General features: G+C 32.0%; 16 protein-coding genes, 1 tRNA gene and 1 rRNA gene (1 of these 18 running past the window's edge). 14 read left to right on the forward strand and 4 right to left on the reverse strand.

Annotated elements, in window-relative coordinates; all coding sequences use genetic code 11:
- From PZA12_RS02220 to PZA12_RS02245, 6 genes are all read left to right on the forward strand, one after another.
- Window positions 1–2,622 (forward strand): 23S ribosomal RNA (locus PZA12_RS02220); it begins 289 nt to the left of the window's first position.
- Between the two features lie 72 nt (window positions 2,623–2,694).
- Window positions 2,695–2,769: transfer RNA gene (locus PZA12_RS02225), tRNA-Asn, on the forward strand.
- Between the two features lie 165 nt (window positions 2,770–2,934).
- A complete protein-coding gene (locus PZA12_RS02230) occupies window positions 2,935–4,086 on the forward strand; it encodes a polysaccharide deacetylase family protein (protein ID WP_192927460.1) in 1,152 nt (383 codons plus the stop codon).
- 292 nt (window positions 4,087–4,378) lie between these two features.
- Window positions 4,379–5,764 carry a TldD/PmbA family protein gene (locus tag PZA12_RS02235; RefSeq protein ID WP_103698768.1) on the forward strand — a complete coding sequence of 462 codons (1,386 nt, stop codon included), beginning with the start codon at window positions 4,379–4,381 and terminating at the stop codon, window positions 5,762–5,764.
- Window positions 5,765–5,766: 2 nt separating this feature from the next.
- Complete coding sequence (locus PZA12_RS02240) at window positions 5,767–7,110, forward strand: TldD/PmbA family protein (RefSeq protein WP_103698769.1); 1,344 nt, start codon at window positions 5,767–5,769, stop codon at window positions 7,108–7,110.
- Window positions 7,111–7,155: 45 nt separating this feature from the next.
- Window positions 7,156–7,965: a putative ABC transporter permease gene (locus tag PZA12_RS02245; protein ID WP_078115776.1), complete on the forward strand. Its 810-nt coding sequence runs from the start codon at window positions 7,156–7,158 to the stop codon at window positions 7,963–7,965.
- Window positions 7,966–8,021: 56 nt separating this feature from the next.
- On the opposite strand, the gene PZA12_RS02250 is transcribed toward PZA12_RS02245, so the two are convergent.
- On the reverse strand, window positions 8,022–9,905 hold the full coding sequence (locus PZA12_RS02250) for an LTA synthase family protein (protein ID WP_103698770.1): 1,884 nt from the start codon (window positions 9,903–9,905) through the stop codon (window positions 8,022–8,024).
- A 289-nt stretch (window positions 9,906–10,194) separates the two neighbouring features.
- Here PZA12_RS02250 and yedF point away from each other — a divergent pair, with 289 nt between their 5' ends.
- Window positions 10,195–10,767, forward strand: coding sequence for a sulfurtransferase-like selenium metabolism protein YedF (gene yedF, locus PZA12_RS02255; RefSeq protein ID WP_103698771.1), 573 nt, complete (start codon window positions 10,195–10,197; stop codon window positions 10,765–10,767).
- A gap of 24 nt (window positions 10,768–10,791) precedes the next feature.
- The gene (locus PZA12_RS02260; protein ID WP_103698772.1) at window positions 10,792–11,748 is read left to right on the forward strand and encodes an NAD(P)/FAD-dependent oxidoreductase; all 957 of its coding nucleotides are present in this window, start codon (window positions 10,792–10,794) and stop codon (window positions 11,746–11,748) included.
- 77 nt (window positions 11,749–11,825) lie between these two features.
- Here the strand turns inward: PZA12_RS02260 and PZA12_RS02265 are convergent, their stop codons facing one another.
- Both PZA12_RS02265 and PZA12_RS02270 read right to left on the reverse strand, forming a co-directional pair.
- Window positions 11,826–12,389: a GDSL-type esterase/lipase family protein gene (locus PZA12_RS02265; protein ID WP_077838020.1), complete on the reverse strand. Its 564-nt coding sequence runs from the start codon at window positions 12,387–12,389 to the stop codon at window positions 11,826–11,828.
- A gap of 21 nt (window positions 12,390–12,410) precedes the next feature.
- The gene (locus tag PZA12_RS02270) at window positions 12,411–13,109 is read right to left on the reverse strand and encodes a RusA family crossover junction endodeoxyribonuclease (protein ID WP_078115779.1); all 699 of its coding nucleotides are present in this window, start codon (window positions 13,107–13,109) and stop codon (window positions 12,411–12,413) included.
- A gap of 475 nt (window positions 13,110–13,584) precedes the next feature.
- On the opposite strand from PZA12_RS02270, the gene tsaD reads away from it, so the two are divergent.
- The 5 genes from tsaD to PZA12_RS02295 all read left to right on the forward strand — a co-directional run bounded on the left by tsaD (window position 13,585) and on the right by PZA12_RS02295 (window position 18,786).
- Window positions 13,585–14,604: a tRNA (adenosine(37)-N6)-threonylcarbamoyltransferase complex transferase subunit TsaD gene (tsaD, locus tag PZA12_RS02275; protein WP_078115780.1), complete on the forward strand. Its 1,020-nt coding sequence runs from the start codon at window positions 13,585–13,587 to the stop codon at window positions 14,602–14,604.
- A 9-nt stretch (window positions 14,605–14,613) separates the two neighbouring features.
- Window positions 14,614–15,615 carry an alpha/beta fold hydrolase gene (locus PZA12_RS02280; RefSeq protein ID WP_077842732.1) on the forward strand — a complete coding sequence of 334 codons (1,002 nt, stop codon included), beginning with the start codon at window positions 14,614–14,616 and terminating at the stop codon, window positions 15,613–15,615.
- 265 nt (window positions 15,616–15,880) lie between these two features.
- Window positions 15,881–17,110: a S1C family serine protease gene (locus PZA12_RS02285; protein WP_077842731.1), complete on the forward strand. Its 1,230-nt coding sequence runs from the start codon at window positions 15,881–15,883 to the stop codon at window positions 17,108–17,110.
- 200 nt (window positions 17,111–17,310) lie between these two features.
- A complete protein-coding gene (locus PZA12_RS02290; protein WP_011967729.1) occupies window positions 17,311–17,619 on the forward strand; it encodes a PTS lactose/cellobiose transporter subunit IIA in 309 nt (102 codons plus the stop codon).
- Window positions 17,620–17,631: 12 nt separating this feature from the next.
- Entirely contained in the window at window positions 17,632–18,786 is a 1,155-nt protein-coding gene (locus tag PZA12_RS02295) for an ABC transporter substrate-binding protein (protein ID WP_078115783.1), read from the forward strand.
- Between the two features lie 157 nt (window positions 18,787–18,943).
- On the opposite strand, the gene PZA12_RS02300 is transcribed toward PZA12_RS02295, so the two are convergent.
- Window positions 18,944–20,062 (reverse strand): glycosyltransferase family 4 protein, encoded by a 1,119-nt coding sequence (locus tag PZA12_RS02300; RefSeq protein WP_077842729.1) that lies wholly within the window; start codon window positions 20,060–20,062, stop codon window positions 18,944–18,946.
- 128 nt (window positions 20,063–20,190) lie between these two features.
- Here PZA12_RS02300 and PZA12_RS02305 point away from each other — a divergent pair, with 128 nt between their 5' ends.
- The gene (locus PZA12_RS02305) at window positions 20,191–21,207 is read left to right on the forward strand and encodes a CotS family spore coat protein (protein WP_065415916.1); all 1,017 of its coding nucleotides are present in this window, start codon (window positions 20,191–20,193) and stop codon (window positions 21,205–21,207) included.

Raw genomic sequence — 21,207 nt, forward strand, 5'->3', positions numbered from 1 at the left:
GGGTTGCGGACAGAACATAACGAGAAATCATAGTTAATTGAACACAACTGGAAAGTTGGACCACAGTGGGTAATAGTCCCGTAAGTGAAAACTATGATAATCAGTTCTGCACCAGAGTACCACGAGACACGTGAAACCTTGTGGGAAGCAGGGAGGACCACCTCCCAAGGCTAAATACTACCTGATGACCGATAGTGAAGCAGTACCGTGAGGGAAAGGTGAAAAGAACCCCGGGAGGGGAGTGAAATAGAACCTGAAACCATGTGCCTACAACCGATCAGAGCACCTTATGTGTGTGATGATGTGCTTTTTGTAGAACGAGCCAACGAGTTACGGTATGTAGCGAGGTTAAGTACTTAAGGTACGGAGCCGAAGGGAAACCGAGTCTTAATAGGGCGACTAGTTGCATGCTGTAGACCCGAAACCGGGTGACCTATCCATGGCCAGGTTGAAGCGAGGGTAAAACCTCGTGGAGGACCGAACCACGTTGCTGTTGAAAAAGCATGGGATGAGCTGTGGATAGCGGAGAAATTCCAATCGAACTCGGATATAGCTGGTTCTCCTCGAAATAGCTTTAGGGCTAGCGTCGGAAAATGTGAGTAGTGGAGGTAGAGCACTGAATAGGCTAGGGGGCATAGCGCTTACCGAACCTTATCAAACTCCGAATGCCACATACTATCAGTCCGGCAGTCAGACTATGAAAGATAAGTTCCATGGTCAAAAGGGAAACAGCCCAGATCGTCAGCTAAGGTCCCAAAGTGTAAGTTAAGTGGAAAAGGATGTGGGATTTCTAAGACAACTAGGATGTTGGCTTAGAAGCAGCCACTCATTAAAAGAGTGCGTAATAGCTCACTAGTCAAGAGATCCTGCGCCGAAAATGTCCGGGGCTCAAACTTACCACCGAAGCTACGGGTTCACGTTTTACGTGAGCGGTAGAGGAGCGTCGTAATCGGGCTGAAGTCGTACCGTAAGGAGCGGTGGACTGATTACGAGTGAGAATGTTGGCATTAGTAGCGAGATGTAGGCGAGAATCCTACAGGCCGAATATCTAAGGTTTCCTGAGTAAAGTTTGTCTTCTCAGGGTTAGTCGGGACCTAAGGCGAGGCCGAAAGGCGTAGTCGATGGACAATTGGTTGATATTCCAATACCACTATAATCGTTATTATCGATGGTGTGACGGAGAAGGATAGGATGTGCTAGCTATTGGATGCTAGTCTAAGCGTTTAGGGAGTTGGGATTGGCAAATCCGTTCCAACAATTCTGAGGCGTGATGGGGAAGGTTCTACGGAACCGAAGTATCTGATTCCATGCTTCCAAGAAAAGCATCTAGAGAGAGAAGTAGTGCCCGTACCGCAAACCGACACAGGTAGATGAGGAGAGAATCCTAAGGCCGACGGAAGAATTGCAGTTAAGGAACTAGGCAAATTGACCCCGTAACTTCGGGAGAAGGGGTGCCTGAGAAATCAGGCCGCAGAGAATAGGCACAAGCAACTGTTTAACAAAAACACAGGTCTCTGCTAAAGCGAAAGCTGATGTATAGGGGCTGACGCCTGCCCGGTGCTGGAAGGTTAAGGGGAACACTTAGCGAAATATCGCGAAGGTGTGAACTTAAGCCCCAGTAAACGGCGGCCGTAACTATAACGGTCCTAAGGTAGCGAAATTCCTTGTCAGGTAAGTTCTGACCCGCACGAATGGCGTAATGACTTGTGCACTGTCTCAACTGCAAATCCGGCGAAGTTGTAGTGCGAGTGAAGATGCTCGCTACCCGCGATTGGACGGAAAGACCCCGTAGAGCTTTACTGTAGCTTAGCATTGAATTTCGGTATTGTCTGTACAGGATAGGTGGGAGACTGGGAAACTAGGGCGTCAGCCTTGGTGGAGTCGTTGTTGGGATACCACCCTGATAGTATTGAAGTTCTAACTGGATGCCATGAAACTGGTGACAGGACATTGTTAGGTGGGCAGTTTGACTGGGGCGGTCGCCTCCTAAAATGTAACGGAGGCGCCCAAAGGTTCCCTCAGAACGGTCGGAAATCGTTCGAAGAGTGTAAAGGCAGAAGGGAGCCTGACTGCGACACCTACAAGTGGAGCAGGGACGAAAGTCGGGCTTAGTGATCCGGTGGTACCTCGTGGGAGGGCCATCGCTCAACGGATAAAAGCTACCTCGGGGATAACAGGCTGATCTCCCCCAAGAGTTCACATCGACGGGGAGGTTTGGCACCTCGATGTCGGCTCGTCGCATCCTGGGGCTGAAGTAGGTCCCAAGGGTTGGGCTGTTCGCCCATTAAAGCGGCACGCGAGCTGGGTTCAGAACGTCGTGAGACAGTTCGGTCCCTATCCGTCGCGGGCGTAGGAAATTTGAGAGGAGCTGTCCTTAGTACGAGAGGACCGGGATGGACTGACCTATGGTGTACCAGTTGTTTCGCCAGAAGCATAGCTGGGTAGCTAAGTCGGGAAGGGATAAACGCTGAAAGCATCTAAGTGTGAAGCCCACCTCAAGATGAGATTTCCCATAGCATAAGCTAGTAAGACCCCTTGAAGACTACAAGGTTGATAGGTCAGAGGTGTAAGTGCGGCAACGTATTTAGCTGACTGATACTAATAGGTCGAGGGCTTGACCAATATAGTCAAGTTGTAATATACATTAAAATTATATGCAATTTTGAAAGAACATTATATTCTTTCAAATGACGGTCCGCGATAGCTCAATGGTGGAGCACTCGGCTGTTAACCGATAGGTTGGAGGTTCGAGTCCTCTTCGCGGAGCCATATTTATAATAAAAGAATTTTTAGTCGAGAAATCGGCTTTTTTTTATTGTATAAAATAGAGTAAAAACTTATACTATATATGGATGTGAAAGTTATTAATAACTAAATTAGATACTACAGAATAATTAATAATAAAATCTATTGAAATATAAGAGGTATTATAATATGAGCGATGACATTAATAATAGTAAGAATTATAGTAATGAAACCAGTAAGATTGCTGAAGTAAAAGAAGCTGGTGAGACTTATGAAGTTGTTAAAAATGGTGAAAATAGTGAGATAGATGATAATTCTAAACACAATGAAGATAATTCTGAAATTAATGATATTAGTGATATTAGTGATATTAGTGATATTAGTGATATTAGTGATAATATAAGGCCATTTGAGATTGATGAAGTTGGTGAAGAAAGTTTCGATGGTATAAAAAAGAGAAAGTTCGCTATCTTACTTACGATAATAGCTGTAGCTATAATTATAGGAATCGCTATTGCAGTGCAAAAATCTGTTACGAATAAGCAAACAGCAGAAGCTCTTAATGCAAATGGAAATCCATATTCTGAAGGAGATAAAAATCAGACAGATAGTGACGTATATAATTCAGCGAGAAGCTCAGAAGTAGAGGATGTTGCTTTTATAGAGAAATATTTAAATCAGCAGATGAAGGGGCAAATGCCTGATGGAGCTGATGGAAAGAAAGTTGTTTACTTAACATTTGACGATGGTCCGTCAGAAACTGTGACTCCAAAAGTTTTGGATACTCTTAAAGCAGAGAATGTTCATGCTACTTTTTTTCTTGTGGGAAAAGCAATAGATGAAAGTGAAACTAATAAAAATATAGTTAAAAGAGAACTTGCAGAAGGAAATGCAATAGGTAATCATACTTATTCACATAATTATGGATATTTATATCCAAATGGAAAAATAAATTTAGAAAATTGTATGTCTGATTTTGAAAAAACCAATCAATCTTTGAAAAATATTTTAGGACAGGATTTTTCAACACGAGCTGTTAGATTCCCAGGAGGTCAAATGACATGGGATAAGAAGGACCCATCGGGAGCTGATGCAATGGATAAGGCTCTTCATGAAAAAGACTACCATCAAATAGATTGGAATTCATTGTCTCAAGATGCAGAAGGGGCACATAAAAATGCAGAGCAGTTAAAACAGGAAGTTATAAAAACTGTATCAGGAAGAGAAAAAGCAATAATATTAATGCATGATACTTATGGAAAAGAGGAAACTGCAAAAGCATTACCAGAAATAATCAAATATCTAAAACAACAAGGATATGAATTTAAAATTATGAAATAGCCTAATATGACTATGTTGATTTTCATTTATTTTAATTTATGTAGCTAAACTTTGGTTACATAAATTAAAATAAATGAAAATCGCATAGTTTTTTTTATATAATTGGTACAAATATTATTTTTATCAATTAATTGAAATAGAAATAATTAATGATAAACTATTAATATATAATTAGATTTGCATACATGGAAGCACTAAGGTTATAATTTATAACAATAATCTTAATAATAGAATGTATATAATTATAATATTACTGAAAATTATCTTTATATTAGAAATAAGGAGGAATAAGATGTTATCAAAAAATATTGTAGCAGAGGTATTAGCAAAGTGCTTAGTAACTGGTGGCGATTTTGCTGAGATATTTGAAGAAAATTCAATTAATAATTCTATAGCATTAATTGACGGCAAAGTAGATGATGCCATAGGTGGAAGAAGTTATGGTATAGGAATAAGAATATTCAAGGGATTGAACAGTGTATATGCTTATACAAATAATAATAGTTTAGGCGGTCTTTTAGATACTGCTTATAGAGCAGCTTTAGCTTTAGGTGATGCAAATAAAAGTGAAATAAATTCAATAGTATTAACTGAGAAGAGTATATCTACAATACATCCAATATTGTATTATCCTAAGGATGTTGCATACGATAGAAAAATAGCAATTTTAAAAAGTTCTTATAATGCAGCAAAGAATTATAATAGTGATATTTCTCAAGTTATTACAAGTTATGCAGATAAAGAGCAAAATATTTTAATTGCAAATACTGAAGGTTTATATGTTCAAGATACAAGAATAAGAACAAGGTTAGGCATAAGTGCAATAGCATCAAAAGGAAGTGAAAACCAAACTGGATTTGAAGGACCTGGAAGACATATGGGAATTGAAATGTTTGATAGCGTTGATCCAGAATATCACGGAAAGGAAGCAGCGAGAATAGCTCATACAATGCTTTATGCAAAGAACTGCCCAGCAGGTAATATGACTGTTGCTATAGATAATGGGTTTGGGGGTGTTATATTCCATGAAGCTTGCGGACACTCTTTAGAAGCCAGTGCTGTAGCTAAAGGAAATTCAGTTTTTGCTAATAAATTAGGTGAGAAAATTGCATCAACAAAAGTAACAGCTATAGATGATGGAACTGTACCTAATGCTTGGGGATCACTAAATATAGATGATGAGGGTAATAAGACACAAAAAAATATTTTAATTGAAAATGGTGTTTTAAAAGGCTATATGATTGATAAGTTAAATGGAAGACGTATGAATATGGAGGCTACAGGAAGTTCAAGAAGACAAAGTTACAAGTTCCAACCAACTTCAAGAATGACTAATACCTATATAGCAGCTGGAAATGATAATCCGGATGATATCATTAAATCTATAGAAGAAGGATTATATGCAAAGAAGCTAGGAGGCGGATCGGTTAATCCTGTAACTGGTGAGTTTAATTTTGCAGTTCAAGAAGGGTACTTAGTTAAAAATGGTGTGATTCAGGAGCCAGTAAGAGGAGCAAGTCTTATTGGTAAAGGTAGTGAAGTACTTATGGATATAGATATGGTCGGAAATAATTTAGATGTAGCTCAAGGTATGTGTGGCTCATCATCAGGAAGTATTCCTACCAATGTAGGTCAGCCTATGATTAGAGTGAAGAAAATGACTGTTGGAGGTAGATAAATATGGATTTTGAATTATTTAAAGAAGAATTATTTAAAGAAGCTAAGAATTCAGGCTTTGAAGAGTTTGAAATATATTATTCTGATGCTGAAAGTTTAAGTTTAAGTATTTATGAAGGCGAAGTTGAAAAATATAAACTAAATAATGCCTTTGGTCTTTCGTTTAGAGGAAAAATCAATAACAAAATGGGATATTCATATACTGAAATATTAGATGAAGAAGCAATAAAAACTCTTATAAGAAATGCAAAGGAAGCGGCATTTGCTATAGAAAATGATGATGAACAGTTTATATATGAAGGGGATAAGAAATATAAAGAATTAGACTGTTACAAAAAAGATTTGGATAATATTAAGCCTGATGAGCTTATAGCTCTTTCTTTAGAAATGGAGAAGGAATGTAAAAAACAATGTGATAAAGTTGCAAGTTTCCAAGGTTGTGGAATTGGATATGGTAAAGCTACTTATGGAATAATAAATTCAAAGGGACTTAATTTGAAAAATGAAAGAAATAATCTAAGTGCATATGTCGTTCCAATAATACAAGATAATAGTGAAAAGTATGATGGAACAGGGTATGTTATGGCTAAAAAGATAGATGATATAGATCCAAAAAGTTTAGCTAAGCAAGGTCTTGAAGAAGCGCTTTCAAGAATTGGTGGGAAAAGCATTCCATCAGGTAAATATAAGATAATTATAAATAACGAGGCTATGGTATCACTGCTTGGAACTTTTTCAGGAATTTTTAATGCAGAGCAAGCACAAAAAGGGTTATCTTTGCTGAAAGGAAAAGAAGGTGAAATTATAGCATCAGATGTAGTGACTCTAATTGATGATCCTCACTTAAAGGATGGGCTTGGAACAACTTCATTTGATGATGAAGGAGTAGCAACTATCAAAAAAGAGATAATATCTAAAGGAAAATTGAATACATTATTATATAATCTAAAAACTGCGCATAAAGCAGGAATTAAATCTACAGGAAATGGATTCAAGTCTTCTTATGCATCAATAGTAGGCGTTAGTGCTACAAATTTTTATATAAATCCAGGTGATAAATCTTTTGAAGAACTTTGCAATGAAGTTAAAGAAGGCGTAATAATTACAGATTTTGCAGGTCTTCACTCTGGAGCTAGTGCTGTAACTGGAGATTTTTCTTTAGCAGCTAAAGGATTTATGATTGAAAATGGAAAGAAGAGTTTTCCGGTAGAACAAATTACAGTCGCAGGAAATTTCTTTACATTATTGAAAGATATAGAGGAAGTAGGAAGCGACTTAAAGTTCCCGATGAGTAGCATAGGATGTCCGTCAGTTGTTGTGAAAGAACTTTCAATAGCTGGAAAATAATTTTGTTATTAATTTGATAGATATGCTAAGGTAGGTTAAATAGTTATGAATGTAATCTATATGTATCTTTTTTCTTTTATAATTTATAGCTTTCTCGGATGGATATGTGAAACTATATATTGCTCTATAATCGATAGGGAGTATGTAAATAGAGGTTTTTTAAAAGGACCATTTTGCCCTATTTATGGATCAGGTGCACTTATAGTAATTATATTACTGGCTCCATTTTCAGATAATATTGTAATTTTATTCTTAAGTGCAATGATTTTTACAAGCACATTAGAGTATTTAACAGGTTTTTTGCTAGAAACAATATTTAATCTTAAATGGTGGGATTATTCAGGCTATAAATTTAATATAAAGGGCAGAGTATGTCTATTAAATTCAGTGTTATTTGGCCTTTTATCTCTAGTCACAATAAAAGTTATTAATCCAATTATAATAGACTTAGTTAGTCACATATCATTAAAGGTTTCTATGTGGATTTGTAATATTTCAATCTTATATTTATTAACAGATGGGATAATTACAACAGTTAAAGTTTTGAAATTAGGTGGAAAACTTAAAGAAATGAGCGCTTTATTTGATGAGATAAAAGAAAAAACTGAAAGCTATAAAGTGGTTCTACAGCAAAATTTAAGCAGATTTGATGGCTTGATAGAACAGGAAAGTGAAAAAGTTATTCATGCGAAAGAACAAATTAGCAAGCTAAAAGTTAAATTAGAAAATTTGGTTTTAAACAATAAGGCTGTGAATAAACGAATAATTAAAGCATTTCCAAATATAAAGTCTTTGAAGTATCAACATTCACTAGATAGATTAAAAGAAGAGATAAAAAAGATTAAGAAAAAGTAAAAGAGATGGTCAAATTTTATTTGATCATCTCTTTACTATAGTTAAAATATAATTATCTAATTAGAATTGTGAGCATAATTTGCACGTATCATTTTATCCGAAAGATCTAATGATTTTTTATAAATATCTTTTTCTTTATCTGTTAAGTTTTCCCCGCCTTTAAGTGTTCCATTAGTTATTACTGCAAAAGATTTATTTGTATTTAATAAGTTTCTACCTAAAGCAGTGTTCTCGTACTTATCTTTATCGACTCCAAGTAAATATAAGAGTGTTGGCATTACATCAATCTCGCCATTGTACATTTTATCAAATGTTTTTCCTTCATTTGTAGATGGATTATAGATAATAAATGGAACAGTCGGATTTCCTGTATTTAGATACCAATCTTCTTTATGAGATAGCTGTCCAATGCTATCATCATAATATTTATGAATTCCTGTATGGTCACCCATTATTGCTATAATGCTATTTTTTAGTAATCCCTCTTTATCTAATTGATCAATAAAATAGCCTATTTGTTTATCTGTATAGTGAAGACTTTCAAAATATCCACCAAGTTTACTTTCATTTAATTCAGGATCAAGTCCAAGTTCTCTATACTTTTCAGGAAGATCAAATGGACCATGGCTTGTCAATGTTACAGTTTCAGCGTAGAATGGCTGCTTTAATTCTTTTAACATAGGAACAACTTGCTCGAAGTATCTTTTGTCACTTATACCAAGGCCAATTTGTTCATCAACATTAAATGAGTAGTAATCAGTAAATTTATCAAAACCTATTCCAAGTAATCCATTTTTATAATTCCAAAAAGAACCTTTGTCAGGATGAATAGCAGAAGTAGCATAGCCTTCACCTTCTAATAAATTTGGTAATGAATTATAATTAGTATTTGGATATCTAAAGAATGTACTTCCTTGTCTTAAAGGCAACATTGAAGTATTAACCATTAAATCAGCATCGGAGCTTGTCCCTTCGTTTACTTGCTCAAATGTATTAGGGAAGTACAATGATTTTTGTACTAATTTATTCAAATTAGGTGTTATTTCTTTTCCATTAATTGTTTTTCCAATAACAAAGTTTTCTAAAGATTCAACTTGAATATAAATCAAATTTTTTCCTTTTGCCATTCCAAGGTATTCGTTATCTGGAAGGTTCTCTTTTTTTATTTCAAATAACTCATTTATATCAGCCTTATCTTGATCTGTTAATTTATATGGTTTAGAATCTTTATAAACTGTATAACAGTCCATAATATGATACCCAATAGGAGAAAAATATTTAGCAGTATTTGACTTATCATAATTACTGAATAAGTAAGCATTATGAACATCTGTATTATTGAATACAGTTATACTTATAGGTACGTAAATTATAAATAATATTGGCAATACAAAAGTACAAAAGAATGTTTTAAATGCTCGTTTATGTACTTGAGTAAATGATTTTCTAGTTATGTAAGCATATATGCCTAGTATTATAAAATCAAATGCAAATATAAAATCTAAATTGCTAGTCATAGATAATATACTTCCAGACATATTATCTAAATTAGCAGTTTGAGTTAATATTAATGCAGATGGAACAGTTAAAAAACCTCTAAAATACCAGACATCAATTAATATTAACAGCGTTAAAAGAAAATCGATTACGAGAGTATAGATTATTCTACCTTTACCTTTAAATAGTAATGAGAAACTTAAGAATATTAAAGTAAAGGCCATATAATAATTTAAGAAAGAACTAGCAGATTCATAGCCAGTAGAAAAGCTAAATGTATATGGATCTTTGCTTGTAACAAATCCTTGAAATATAATCCCTTTTAATACTATAGAGACAAAAGCTACTAGAAAGAAAATTAATCTTATAACCTTATCTTTTTTTATATTATTCTTTAAGCTATTTTTTAAAAAATTAACAACATATGAGTTAGAAGAACTCATGATTTCACCTCAATTCAATATATCACTACATTATAGTATACATAAATTTATGGATTAAACAAATATAAATTAATGATATATTAGTAATTAAAAGGTAAATAATTTGTGAATAAAAAACTATATATAAAAATTAGCATGGTATACTATTAATGTGGGAAAACTTATATAATAGACTTATAATAACTTAATTTAATATATTTTTAAATTAAGTTATATATTAGTTAAGAAATCGATTGAAAAATTTGATATATTAATTATAGATTAAAATAATTATAAAGGGGTCAAACATATGAAAGAAATAGATTGCAGAGGATTATCGTATCTACAAATAATAAGAGAAGTTAAGAAGTATTTTAATTCAATTGGAGAAGGAGAAGCTGTTGTAGTAGTAAACAATGAATTAGGGCGGTCCAATGTTATAAGGTATGCAGCACATAAAGGATATAAAGTAGATATAGAGGATGAAAAAAATAGATTTTTAATAAAGATGGAAAAGAGAGGATGCTTAGAATCAGAAGATGAGGAAGAAATTTTTTCTATATTAATAACAAGAGATAAAATTGGTGAGGGAAATGATGATTTGGGAATAACTCTAATGAGTGAATATTTCGAAGCATTGAATGAGTATGATAAACTTCCAAAAGAAATTTTATTCTTAAATTCAGGGGTTAAGTTGTTTAAATGGGATTCTAAGGCTATAGAAGATATACGAATGTTATATAAAAAGGGCGTTAAACTTTTAATAAGTGATACATCCTTAGACTATTATAAATTAACAGAACAAATAACTTTTGGAGAAATAGCAAGCATGTATGATATGGTAGTTGCAATGAAGAAAGCAAAAAAATTAATAAAGCTTTAGGAATTAATAGTGGAGGATATTATAATGCCAGATTATGAATTAATTATTATTGGAGCAGGAATAGCTGGAATGACAGCTGCACTTGGAGCTGCAAGAGAGGGAATAAGAAAAATACTAATTATTGAAAAAGAGTCTAACGTCGGAGGAATAATTAATCAATATATTCATAATGGCTTTGGAAAAAACTTTCTAGATGAGCCAGTGACCGGTCCTGAGTATATTGATTTTATAGAGAGGCAGTTAGGAGAATTTGAAATAGAAATACTTTTAGATACTACAGTTTTAGAAGTGACTGAAAGAAAAAAAGTTACATATGTAAATTCTAGAGATGGTATTAAAGATTTAACCGCTCAAGCAATAATATTTGCTATGGGAGCAAAAGAAACATATTCAGGAAATGTTATAATTCCTACAAATGGACTTACAGGAATATTCACTGTAGGAGAGGCTCATAGAATAATTAATTTAGATGGATATCTACCAGGAAGAAGGACTGTGATTATAGCGAAAAATAAATGGGGATTCATAGTTGCAAGAAGGCTTATAGTAGAAGGTGGAAATATAGAAGCGGTTGTCATTGAGAATACATTTGAAGAAATGGCTAATTCGGAAATACGAGATATTATTGATGGCTTTGATATACCGGTAATAGAGAATTCTAGAGTAACAGAAATTGAAGGAAAAACGCGAATTGAGAAGCTGAAAATAGTTAATTTAGAGAATGAAGAAACAATAGAAAAAGAATGTGATTCGCTTCTATTATCAGTTAATTTCTTGCCAGAAACAACCGTAATTAAAAAAACAAGCTTTGATATAAATTCTAAGACATCTGGATTTGAAGTAGTAGACTTTGCAACATCTTTAGAAGGTTTTTTTGCTTGTGGAAATGTTATATACGGAGAAAAAGCGTTTTGGATGGAAGAAACTGATGGTATACAATGTGGAATTATTGCGGCTAGATTTGTAAAGAAAAGCATGTAGAAGTTAGATAGAAATATATTAGCAGTAATATAATAAAAGCTAAAATTACTGCTAATTAATTCACAGAATAATATGGTTTAAAAATAATGGAGAGCATTTTCATACATTAGGTGATGGCCAAGTGAATTCATGTGAATTCCATCTAAATAAATATCATCCCTATTAAATGTCAAATCGTAGAAATTGATAAATTGAAGATTGTATTTATTAGATAAATTAATGAGTTCATCCTTTAAATATGGAAGTTCTTTTTCTGCATAAGAATATAGATGCGAAGGAGAAAAAAGCGAATTTGCCATTTGGCCAATAATCTTAGGGGGAATTCCTAAAGTCACTTTTGAGCCTATATTTAGTCCATCATTAATCATTATTTCAATATTACTAATTATAAAAGGAATTTTGCGTCCAAGAAGAAGATCATTGCTACCTCCCATTATAAAAATTTTTGATGGAGAATAAATTAAAACATCATCATTATAGCGAGTAAGCATTGAAGTGGTAGTATCACCATTGCAGGCTTTATTTAATGATGAAAGGGAGCGTTCTTGCGTAAGTTTGTAAACCCAAGAATTTTGTTTAGTTACCCCATATCCTAAAGTTAGGCTGTCTCCAAAGAAAATGATATCAAGCTTATTATTCATATATAGACTCCTTTTATGTAATTAGAATAGTTTGTTAAAGCACTTTTTACATATTAATGTTTTTCCTGAATCGGCTTTTACATAATCATCTGAAATAATGGCTTTATTGCAGATACTACATATAATCATTTCGCTAGACATTAATGAGTTAGATGAGGTTTTTTTTGATTTTTTATCACATTTATTTTCAGCATTGCAATCAAGTTTATCTTTTTGATAATCAGTTGCAGAACTACTAGTTTTATCAGATAGTATATTTTTTCTTATTGGAGAATATAATTTAGGTTTTAAGGAAGTAGTTCTTTTGACAACTTTATAGCTAAAATCATATTCACTTTCAGCAAAGAGTTCTAGTTCAAATCTTGGATTCTCTTTATCATAATATTCTTCTGTAAAGATTTTGGTTATCTGAGCATCATTTATAATTAATCCACTTTTTTCAATGCCATCAAATATACTTTTTGTAATATTAATGGTATCTGGATGACGCTTTTCACTTTTATAATATACTCTTAGTAAAGCTATTAGACTTTCAGAAAAAACAATATCAGGATTTTGATTTCTTGCAAGAAGTGCTATTTCCTGTTCGTATAGAGCATACCTATCATGATATTTTCCAGAGCTATGTGGTAGGATTGCACGTCCATTTAGATTGTGTAACTTAAAATTGGATTTTGTAATAGGTGATCCTTTAATTATAACTTTAGCATAGTTAGACATTTAAATTCTCCTCGTGAAAGTATATTTGTTATCTCAAATATACATCATATGTACCTTTTATACAACAAGTTAATATTACAATGAAATTGTGAGAATAAGATATATGTTAAGTGCATTTGTATACCTAGAAAAATTGAACTTTGATAATATTGTATAGATAAAGTATAATATTTTAGTAATTAAAATATAGAATAGTTTGTGCATTAAAAAGATATGATTTCATAAATATTAAGAAGATATTAAACAATATATAAATACGAGATTTTATCTTTTTTTTAAGATAAAATAGATTTAGATAAATTAAATAATGCTATAGTAAGTATTTAATTTATTTAGTTCTTAATTTTAACTAATATATCAAAGTTTTTTCTTGTTAGATTAGTTAAAATTAAGTTATAAATAGGCTTAATCAGCTTATTTAGATAGATAAGAATAAATAATTTTATTTGAATTGTAATAAAAAGAGGTATTAGATATGGATAAAAAAATAATTTTAGCAATAGAATCAAGTTGTGATGAAACTGCTGCTGCAGTTGTTGTGAATGGTAGAGAAGTTTTATCAAATATAATTGCTTCACAAATTGATACTCATAAAAAATTTGGAGGAGTGGTTCCAGAAGTTGCGTCGAGAATGCATATTGAGGCAGTAGATAGTGTTGTAAAAGCCGCATTATTAGAAGCAGGAATTTCAATAGACGATGTTGACGCAATAGGAGTTACGTATGGACCAGGACTTGTTGGGGCACTTTTGGTTGGGCTTCAATATGCAAAAGGATTGGCATTAGGTTCTAAAAAGCCTTTAATTGGGGTTAATCATATACAAGGACATATTAGTGCTAATTTTATTGAGCATAAAGATTTAAAGCCACCTTTTGTCTCACTAGTGGTTTCAGGAGGACATACTTTTATTGTGCATGTAAAAGGATATAGGGATTTTGAGGTTATTGGCCAAACAAGAGATGATGCGGCAGGAGAAGCTTATGATAAGGTGGCAAGAGCATTAGAACTTGGATATCCGGGCGGACCCAAAATAGATAAGCTAGCGAAGCAAGGAAATAAGGATGCAATAGAATTTCCAAGAGCTAAGTTTCAAGATGATACATTAGATTTTTCTTTTAGTGGAGTTAAATCAGCTGTGTTGAATTATTTAAATAAAGCAAAAATGAAAGAAGAAGAGGTAAATAAAGCTGATATTGCAGCGTCATTTCAAAATGCGATAATAGATGTATTAAAGACGAATTTATTCTTAACTTGTGAAAGAAAAGGAATAAAAAAGATTGCAGTAGCAGGTGGTGTTGCATCGAATTCTTGTTTAAGAGAAACTTTGCTAGAGGAAGGTAGAAAAAAAGGGATTGAAATTCTATTTCCATCACCTATATTGTGTACAGATAATGCAGCAATGGTAGGAAGTGCAGCATATTTCAACTATCAAGAGGGAGCAGTATCAGATTTAAATATAAATGCAAAACCTAACTTAAAACTAGGGGAGAGGTAGAGTCTAGGTATGAAGCTGTTATCACATTCTAATGGAGTACATAAGGTTGAGAAAGATAAAACCAGCAAAAGGAGCATTTTAAAAAAATGTGTTATCTTTTTTGTGGGATTATTTATCTTTGGTTTTTTAGTGCAAATTTTAAATGACTTTGTAGATAATACAAGATTAAAATCTAGATTTAAGTACGTCAGAATAGATGGACGAAAAATGGAGTATAAACTTAAGACTGGTGGAGATTATACTGTAGTATTTGATGGATCAATCGGAACTACAATGTATGAGTGGGATGATGTTTGTAAGTCATTAGAGGAAAAGAAGATATCTACCTTTACATATAATAGAGAAGGATATGGATTTAATGATGGTGGAGACAATAGAACACCAGAAGAGCAAGCGAAGGATTTGAAAGCACTGCTTAGAAAAGCTGGAGCACCAGAGCCATACGTTTTAGTTGGAGAGGAGTACGGTAGCCTAGTTCTTAGTAATTTTGCCAATTTATATTCGGATTCAGTAGCAGGAGTTGTGTTAATTAACCCAATATCAGAGGAAAATATGCAAACTAAGGAATTTAAGGATAGTATTAAATCCAAATATTATAGAAGTATATTTGAAAAAATCGGTACAAATTTTAGTTTGACTGCATTGCTAAATAAAGCAGGGCTAACTATGGAGAATGATACTTTTAAGAAGTATTTAAATCAGAATGAATTAGATGAATTTCAGAGCTTTGAAAATAAGAAAAATTATAAACAGGCAGTTTCAAACGAGCTAGAAAACTTATATAAAGGCATTTCGAATAGTCAAACCAATGAACTACTAGGAAATAAGCCATTATATTTAATAACTAATAATGAAGCTGATCCTGTTAAAAAGATTGGTAATGCAACAGTAACAACTATATATAAAGAGGAAATAGAGGGATCTCCAATGTCTGTATTAGATCCTAACTCAGTAGTTACCGGCGTTAATAGTGTTTTAAAAGATGCTAAGAAGGTAGCTAAAAAATCTTGATGCTAATAAATATGTATATTTTCTTAAATATTAAGTATTATTGAATAATTAAGAAATAAAGCTTCTATTGGGCTAAAATTCATAAAAAATTATATCAAATTATATATTCTTGTCATTTGTTTGACACATAATAAATCTATACTAACATTATAAAGATAATACTAGTAGATATTTAAAGTATGCTAATATACTTTATGCGAACAAATTTGTATAGTTTAATTACTAGTCATATAAGTTGAGAATTGATATATAGGAGGAAAAATACATGAATAATAATGATAATAATGAAAAATTTATTGATGTAGAATCATTACCAGTAGATAAAGGTCAGCAAGTTGCATGGGAAAATTGTTTTCAAAATAGTAATAATTATGTAGAGCCGAAGAGAAAGAAAAGAAGAGGTCTGCGCATGCTAGGAAGGATTGCAGGAATTTTAGTTCTTACAATGGTAGGAGGGGCAATTGGAAGTGCTGCTACTTATTCATTCATGAAAACTAATAATGTTGCTGCAACTAAACAAATAACAAGTTATATTCCGCAATCATTCACATCAAGCACTCCTGATGCAATGTCAGCGGCAGATGCATTTAATAAAGTTGCACCAGCAGTTGTCATTGTTTCCACTAAAGGTTCATCTAACAGTGGATTTATGAACGGCGAAGTTGAGGGGATGGGATCAGGATTCATTATAAATGAAGAAGGATATATACTAACTAACTATCACGTAATTGCAAATGCTAAAGAAATTACAGTAACTTTAAGTAATAATACTGAGGTAAGTGCAACAGTAGTAAATTACGATCAAGATAGAGATGTTGCAATGCTTAAGTTAAAAGACGGAACTAAAGTTCCTGCTGTTGCAGAACTTGGAGACTCTGATGAAGTATATCCAGGAGCTGAGGTTATAGCAATTGGAACACCTCTTTCAAAGAATTTTGCTCAGACACTTACAAAGGGAGTTATAAGTGGAAGCAATAGAACAATAGATGATAGTGGAAAAAGTGTAGATTTCATTCAAACAGATGCAGCTATTAATCCTGGAAATAGTGGAGGTCCATTAGTGAATGCTAAAGGGCAAGTTATAGGAATAAATTCTATGAAGATAGGTTCTGATGCATCGGGATCATCAACACCAGTTGAAGGTATAGGGTTTGCAATACCTATAAATGAAGTTAAAAATAAGATAGATGCTTTATCAAAACCTATATTAAATCTAGGAATCCAAATAAGAGAAATTGACAGCGCTACTGCTAAGAAATACGATTTGGTAGAAGGAATATATGTATCTTCTGTTGAAGAGTATTCACCGGCTGAAAAAGGTGGTCTTAAGATTGGAGATATAATTGTTAAATGTGACGGAAAAGAAGCTAAGAAATTCGATGAACTTAAGGCAATAAAGGAAAGTAAGAATGCTGGAGATACTATGAAGATAGAGGTAATTAGAGATAAGAAAACTGTTGATTTATCAGTTGTATTAGAAGAAAAATCTAATTAAAATTTTTCTAGATGGAAATTGAATATATTTGATTATTAAAACTAGAATTGATAAATATAATATTATCAATTCTAGTTTTTATTGCATCAAAATAATATTCTTTAAAACTTTAAGGAAAAGTAGTAAAATTAAAGATTATAAGGGTAAGATATCTTAATTTAATAGTTTTTTGATATCTAAATGGAGAAGGGGATAAATATATGGAGGAAATAATATTAAATATAATAATGCACAGCGGGGAAGCGCGAACTTTTTCTATGGAAGCAATTACTTTAGCTAAACAAGGAAATTTTGATAAAGCAAAAGGGTTAATAATAAAAGCTGATGAGGAATTAGGATATGCACATAATTCTCAAACAAGTTTAATTCAGGGAGAAGCCGTAAATGAGAAAATAGAATTCTCATTGCTTTTAGTTCACGCTCAAGATCACTTAATGACTACAATGGTTTTGAAGGATTTAGCAGTTGAATTAATAGAAGTGCATGAAAAAATAAGTTCTATTAAATAGAGGTATGTAAATATGAAAAATAAAATTAAATATGCTATTGTATTTTCGGTTCTTTTGCTAATGGGAATAGTAAGCATTAATCTATTTCAACCAAATAAAGAGCAGCAAGTTAGAGGAAATATAGAGCTCTTAGTAAATGAGAATTCCTATGAGTACTTAGTTGAGTGCGCAAATAATTTTATGAAGGAGAATGATAGAACTTCAATAAGTGTAAAAAAGTTAGAAAATTACAATCAGATACTTAATAATAATTCAGAAGGAAGTACGAAATCAAAGATTTCTAGTATAGTTCAGATAGATAGGTTTAGTTTTGATAAACTAAAATTAGATAACTATGAATATTATAATAAGGATGATAAGCTCTTGAGCGAATATGCTAAGAATTTTTCTAAGTATAGGGTAGCTCAGGTTAAGTATGGTGATAATTCCATAGGAATACCTTTAACATCTAGGCCATTAGCTTTCTATGTCAGAGAAGATTTATTAAAAAGTTATGGATATGAAAGAGATAGTTTGAATACATGGGATGATATCATAAGGGTTGGAAAAGATATTCATGAAAAAAGTAACGGAAAAATATTTATAATTAATGCAACTGATCAAGATTACGAAGATTTGATGGATTTATTAACCATGGAAACATTAAGTGATGGTGATAAAAGCATAGATGTAGTTAAATCAGAAGTTCAAGCTACGATGAAAAAATTAGAGGATAATAACATTTTAAACTTACAAAGTGGAGGGGAATTCTTAGCAAGAATATCGTCTATTAATGCCATGAAAGAAATAGCAGCATTAGATGTTCCTTGTACGTGGAGCGTTAATAACGTGCCTAGCCTTAAATCAGGGGCTAATAAGTTTTTTTCATCAGAAGGCGATAATTTATTGATATTAAACCAAAACAGCGAGAATGATAAGCTAATTGAAAAATTTATAACTTACGTAATAACTAACAATAAGGAAGCTGTTAAATATGTTAAGGAAGGAAAGTTTTTCTCAAGCTATTTATATACTTATAATACTAAAGATATTGAAGAGCCAGTAAAAAATTTTACTGAAAAAAGTCCTCTTGTAGTATTAAGCAATATAGAAGAAAAGACTCCAAGCATAAGTGATTACGACGAATATATAAAGATAAAGCAAGAGATTCGAGCAAATACCAATTAATAATGAAAATTTATATAAATAGTTTTAGATTATCAGCATTATAAGGAAAACAGTAAGGTGTTTCTTATAATGCTGAATTTATTTTAATATAGTATTTGAAATATCACTCTGAATTCACATTTGATTTATTACGAGAGATTTAAATAATAATAAAAGTCTAAGATATTAAACTTCTATAGGCATTTAAGGTGTTCTTGGCGGTCTTATTCCAAGTAAAGTTAAGGCTTCTTAGGTATCCCTTTTCACTAAGCTCAGCTTTTAAAGTTTCATTATTCAAAAGATCAACTAACGCATTGTCTAATTCATCTATATTATATGGATTTATCAAAATAGCACTATCGCCAGTTACTTCTGGAATAGAAGTTATAGAAGATGTTATAACTGGTGCCTTACAGCTCATTGCTTCAAGTGGAGGAAGTCCAAATCCTTCATAGAAGGAAGGGTATACAAATGCATCACACCCGCTATAAAGAACAGGAAGAATATCATCTTCTATATAGCCACAAAAGACAACTTTGTCTTGTAAATTATTTTCTTGAACAAATGAAAGTAACTTTTCACCCTCATCTTTTAAAGGGCCCCCAAGCAATAACTTATAAGGCTTATTCAAGTCTTTATAAACTTTACAAAATGATTTAATTAATCCTAAGGCATTTTTCCTTAAACTAAACCCACCTATATATAGTATATAAGGATCATCAACTTTAAATGTGTTTTTTACGTATAGCTTGCATTGATTCTTATCTAAAGGTTTAAAATTATTATTAGCGGCAAGTGGAGTTACAAATATTTTTTCTTCAGGATAAAAACTAAAGAACTTCAATATATCTCTTTTAGAGTATTCAGAAACTGTTAGAATGCCGCGTGAATTAGAAATTATATTTGGCATATTATTTAAAAATCGTTCTAGGTATCCTTTGCCAACAGTTTCAGGCATTATATATGGGATTAGATCATGGATTGTAACTATAGTTGGTATTTTTGTATCAAAATCAAATCCTATTCCGTTTTGAGGAATATGGTATAGGTCAGCATGGACCTTGTTTAGTGCATTAGGTATATAATATTTTTCATAAAAACCGCCATGTCTACCTGAAGAATAAATTATATTAACATTTTCCTTGTTGAATTCTTTGTTAAATTTTCCAGAGCAAAATAGAGTGAATTCATCATTCGAATCTAAAGAAAGAATCTCTGATATAAGATTACTAGTATAAGTACCAATTCCAGTTCCTTGATGTAAAGTGGAACTACGAGCATCAATGGCAATTTTCATATGAACACCTCAACAAATTACATATATAGTACAGAATATTATTAGTTTTTAATTTTTGTGAATATAAATCACAATAAATTATTTGAGCACATATAATAAAAATAAATAATAGCTGGTAGGAAAAGTTTATGGAGAATAATAAGGAGATACTTAAAATTAAAGGCTATATTGAAGAAAATTATAATTTAGATGTAGAAGATATTGAAAAAGTTAAAAATAGTTATAAAGTTATTACAAAGGATGAGAGATATTGTTTGAAAGTAGTTAAATATGAATTCTCTCATTTTTATTTTATCTTATCTGCAATGAAGCATTTACAAAGAAATGGATTTGGGGATATCCCTGAATTTATTATGAATAGAGAAAAAAAAGAATATGGGAACATAAACGGAAAGTATGCGTACTTAACAAAATGGATTCCATCGAGAGTAAGTAATTATGATAATCCAATAGAATTATCAATGGTATCAAATGAGCTTGCAAAATTACATGAATGTAGCAAAGGCTTTACATTGAAGAAAGAGATGAAACCAAGGATTGGATGGTTTTCATGGATAGATGTTTTTGAAACAAGGAAAAGAGAAATCTTGGATTTTAAAAATAGAATAAGTCAAAAAGCATATAAATCAAATTTTGATTTATTGTATTTGGATAATATGGAAAAAGAATTAAATAGAGCAGAAAAAAGTATAACAGGTCTTCAAAAAAATAATTATGTAAAGGTTATGGAGAAGGAAGTCTTTTCAAGAGGATTCTGCCACCATGACTATGCCCATCATAATATATTAATAGATAATAAGAAAAATATTAATATTATAGATTTTGATTACTGCATATTAGATTCACATCTCCACGACGTATCTTCTTTATTAATAAGATCAATGAAAGATGGAAAATGGGAAAGCGACAAATGCAATCTAATTTTAAATGCCTATAGTGAGAGAATAGAAATAAGAAAAGAAGAGCTACCTATAATTAGAGAATTTATAAGATTTCCTCAGGCTTTCTGGCAAATAGGGTTGCAGGTTTATTGGGAACAGCAACCATGGGGAGAAGAATTTTTTATTAATAAGTTAGAGAAGTACTTAAACGATTGTGAATTTAGAGAAAAGTTTATTGATAGTTATTTTAGTGGGGGAAATTAA

The sequence above is a fragment of the Clostridium beijerinckii genome (genome assembly GCF_036699995.1).
Taxonomy (GTDB): Bacteria; Bacillota; Clostridia; order Clostridiales; family Clostridiaceae; genus Clostridium; species Clostridium helianthi.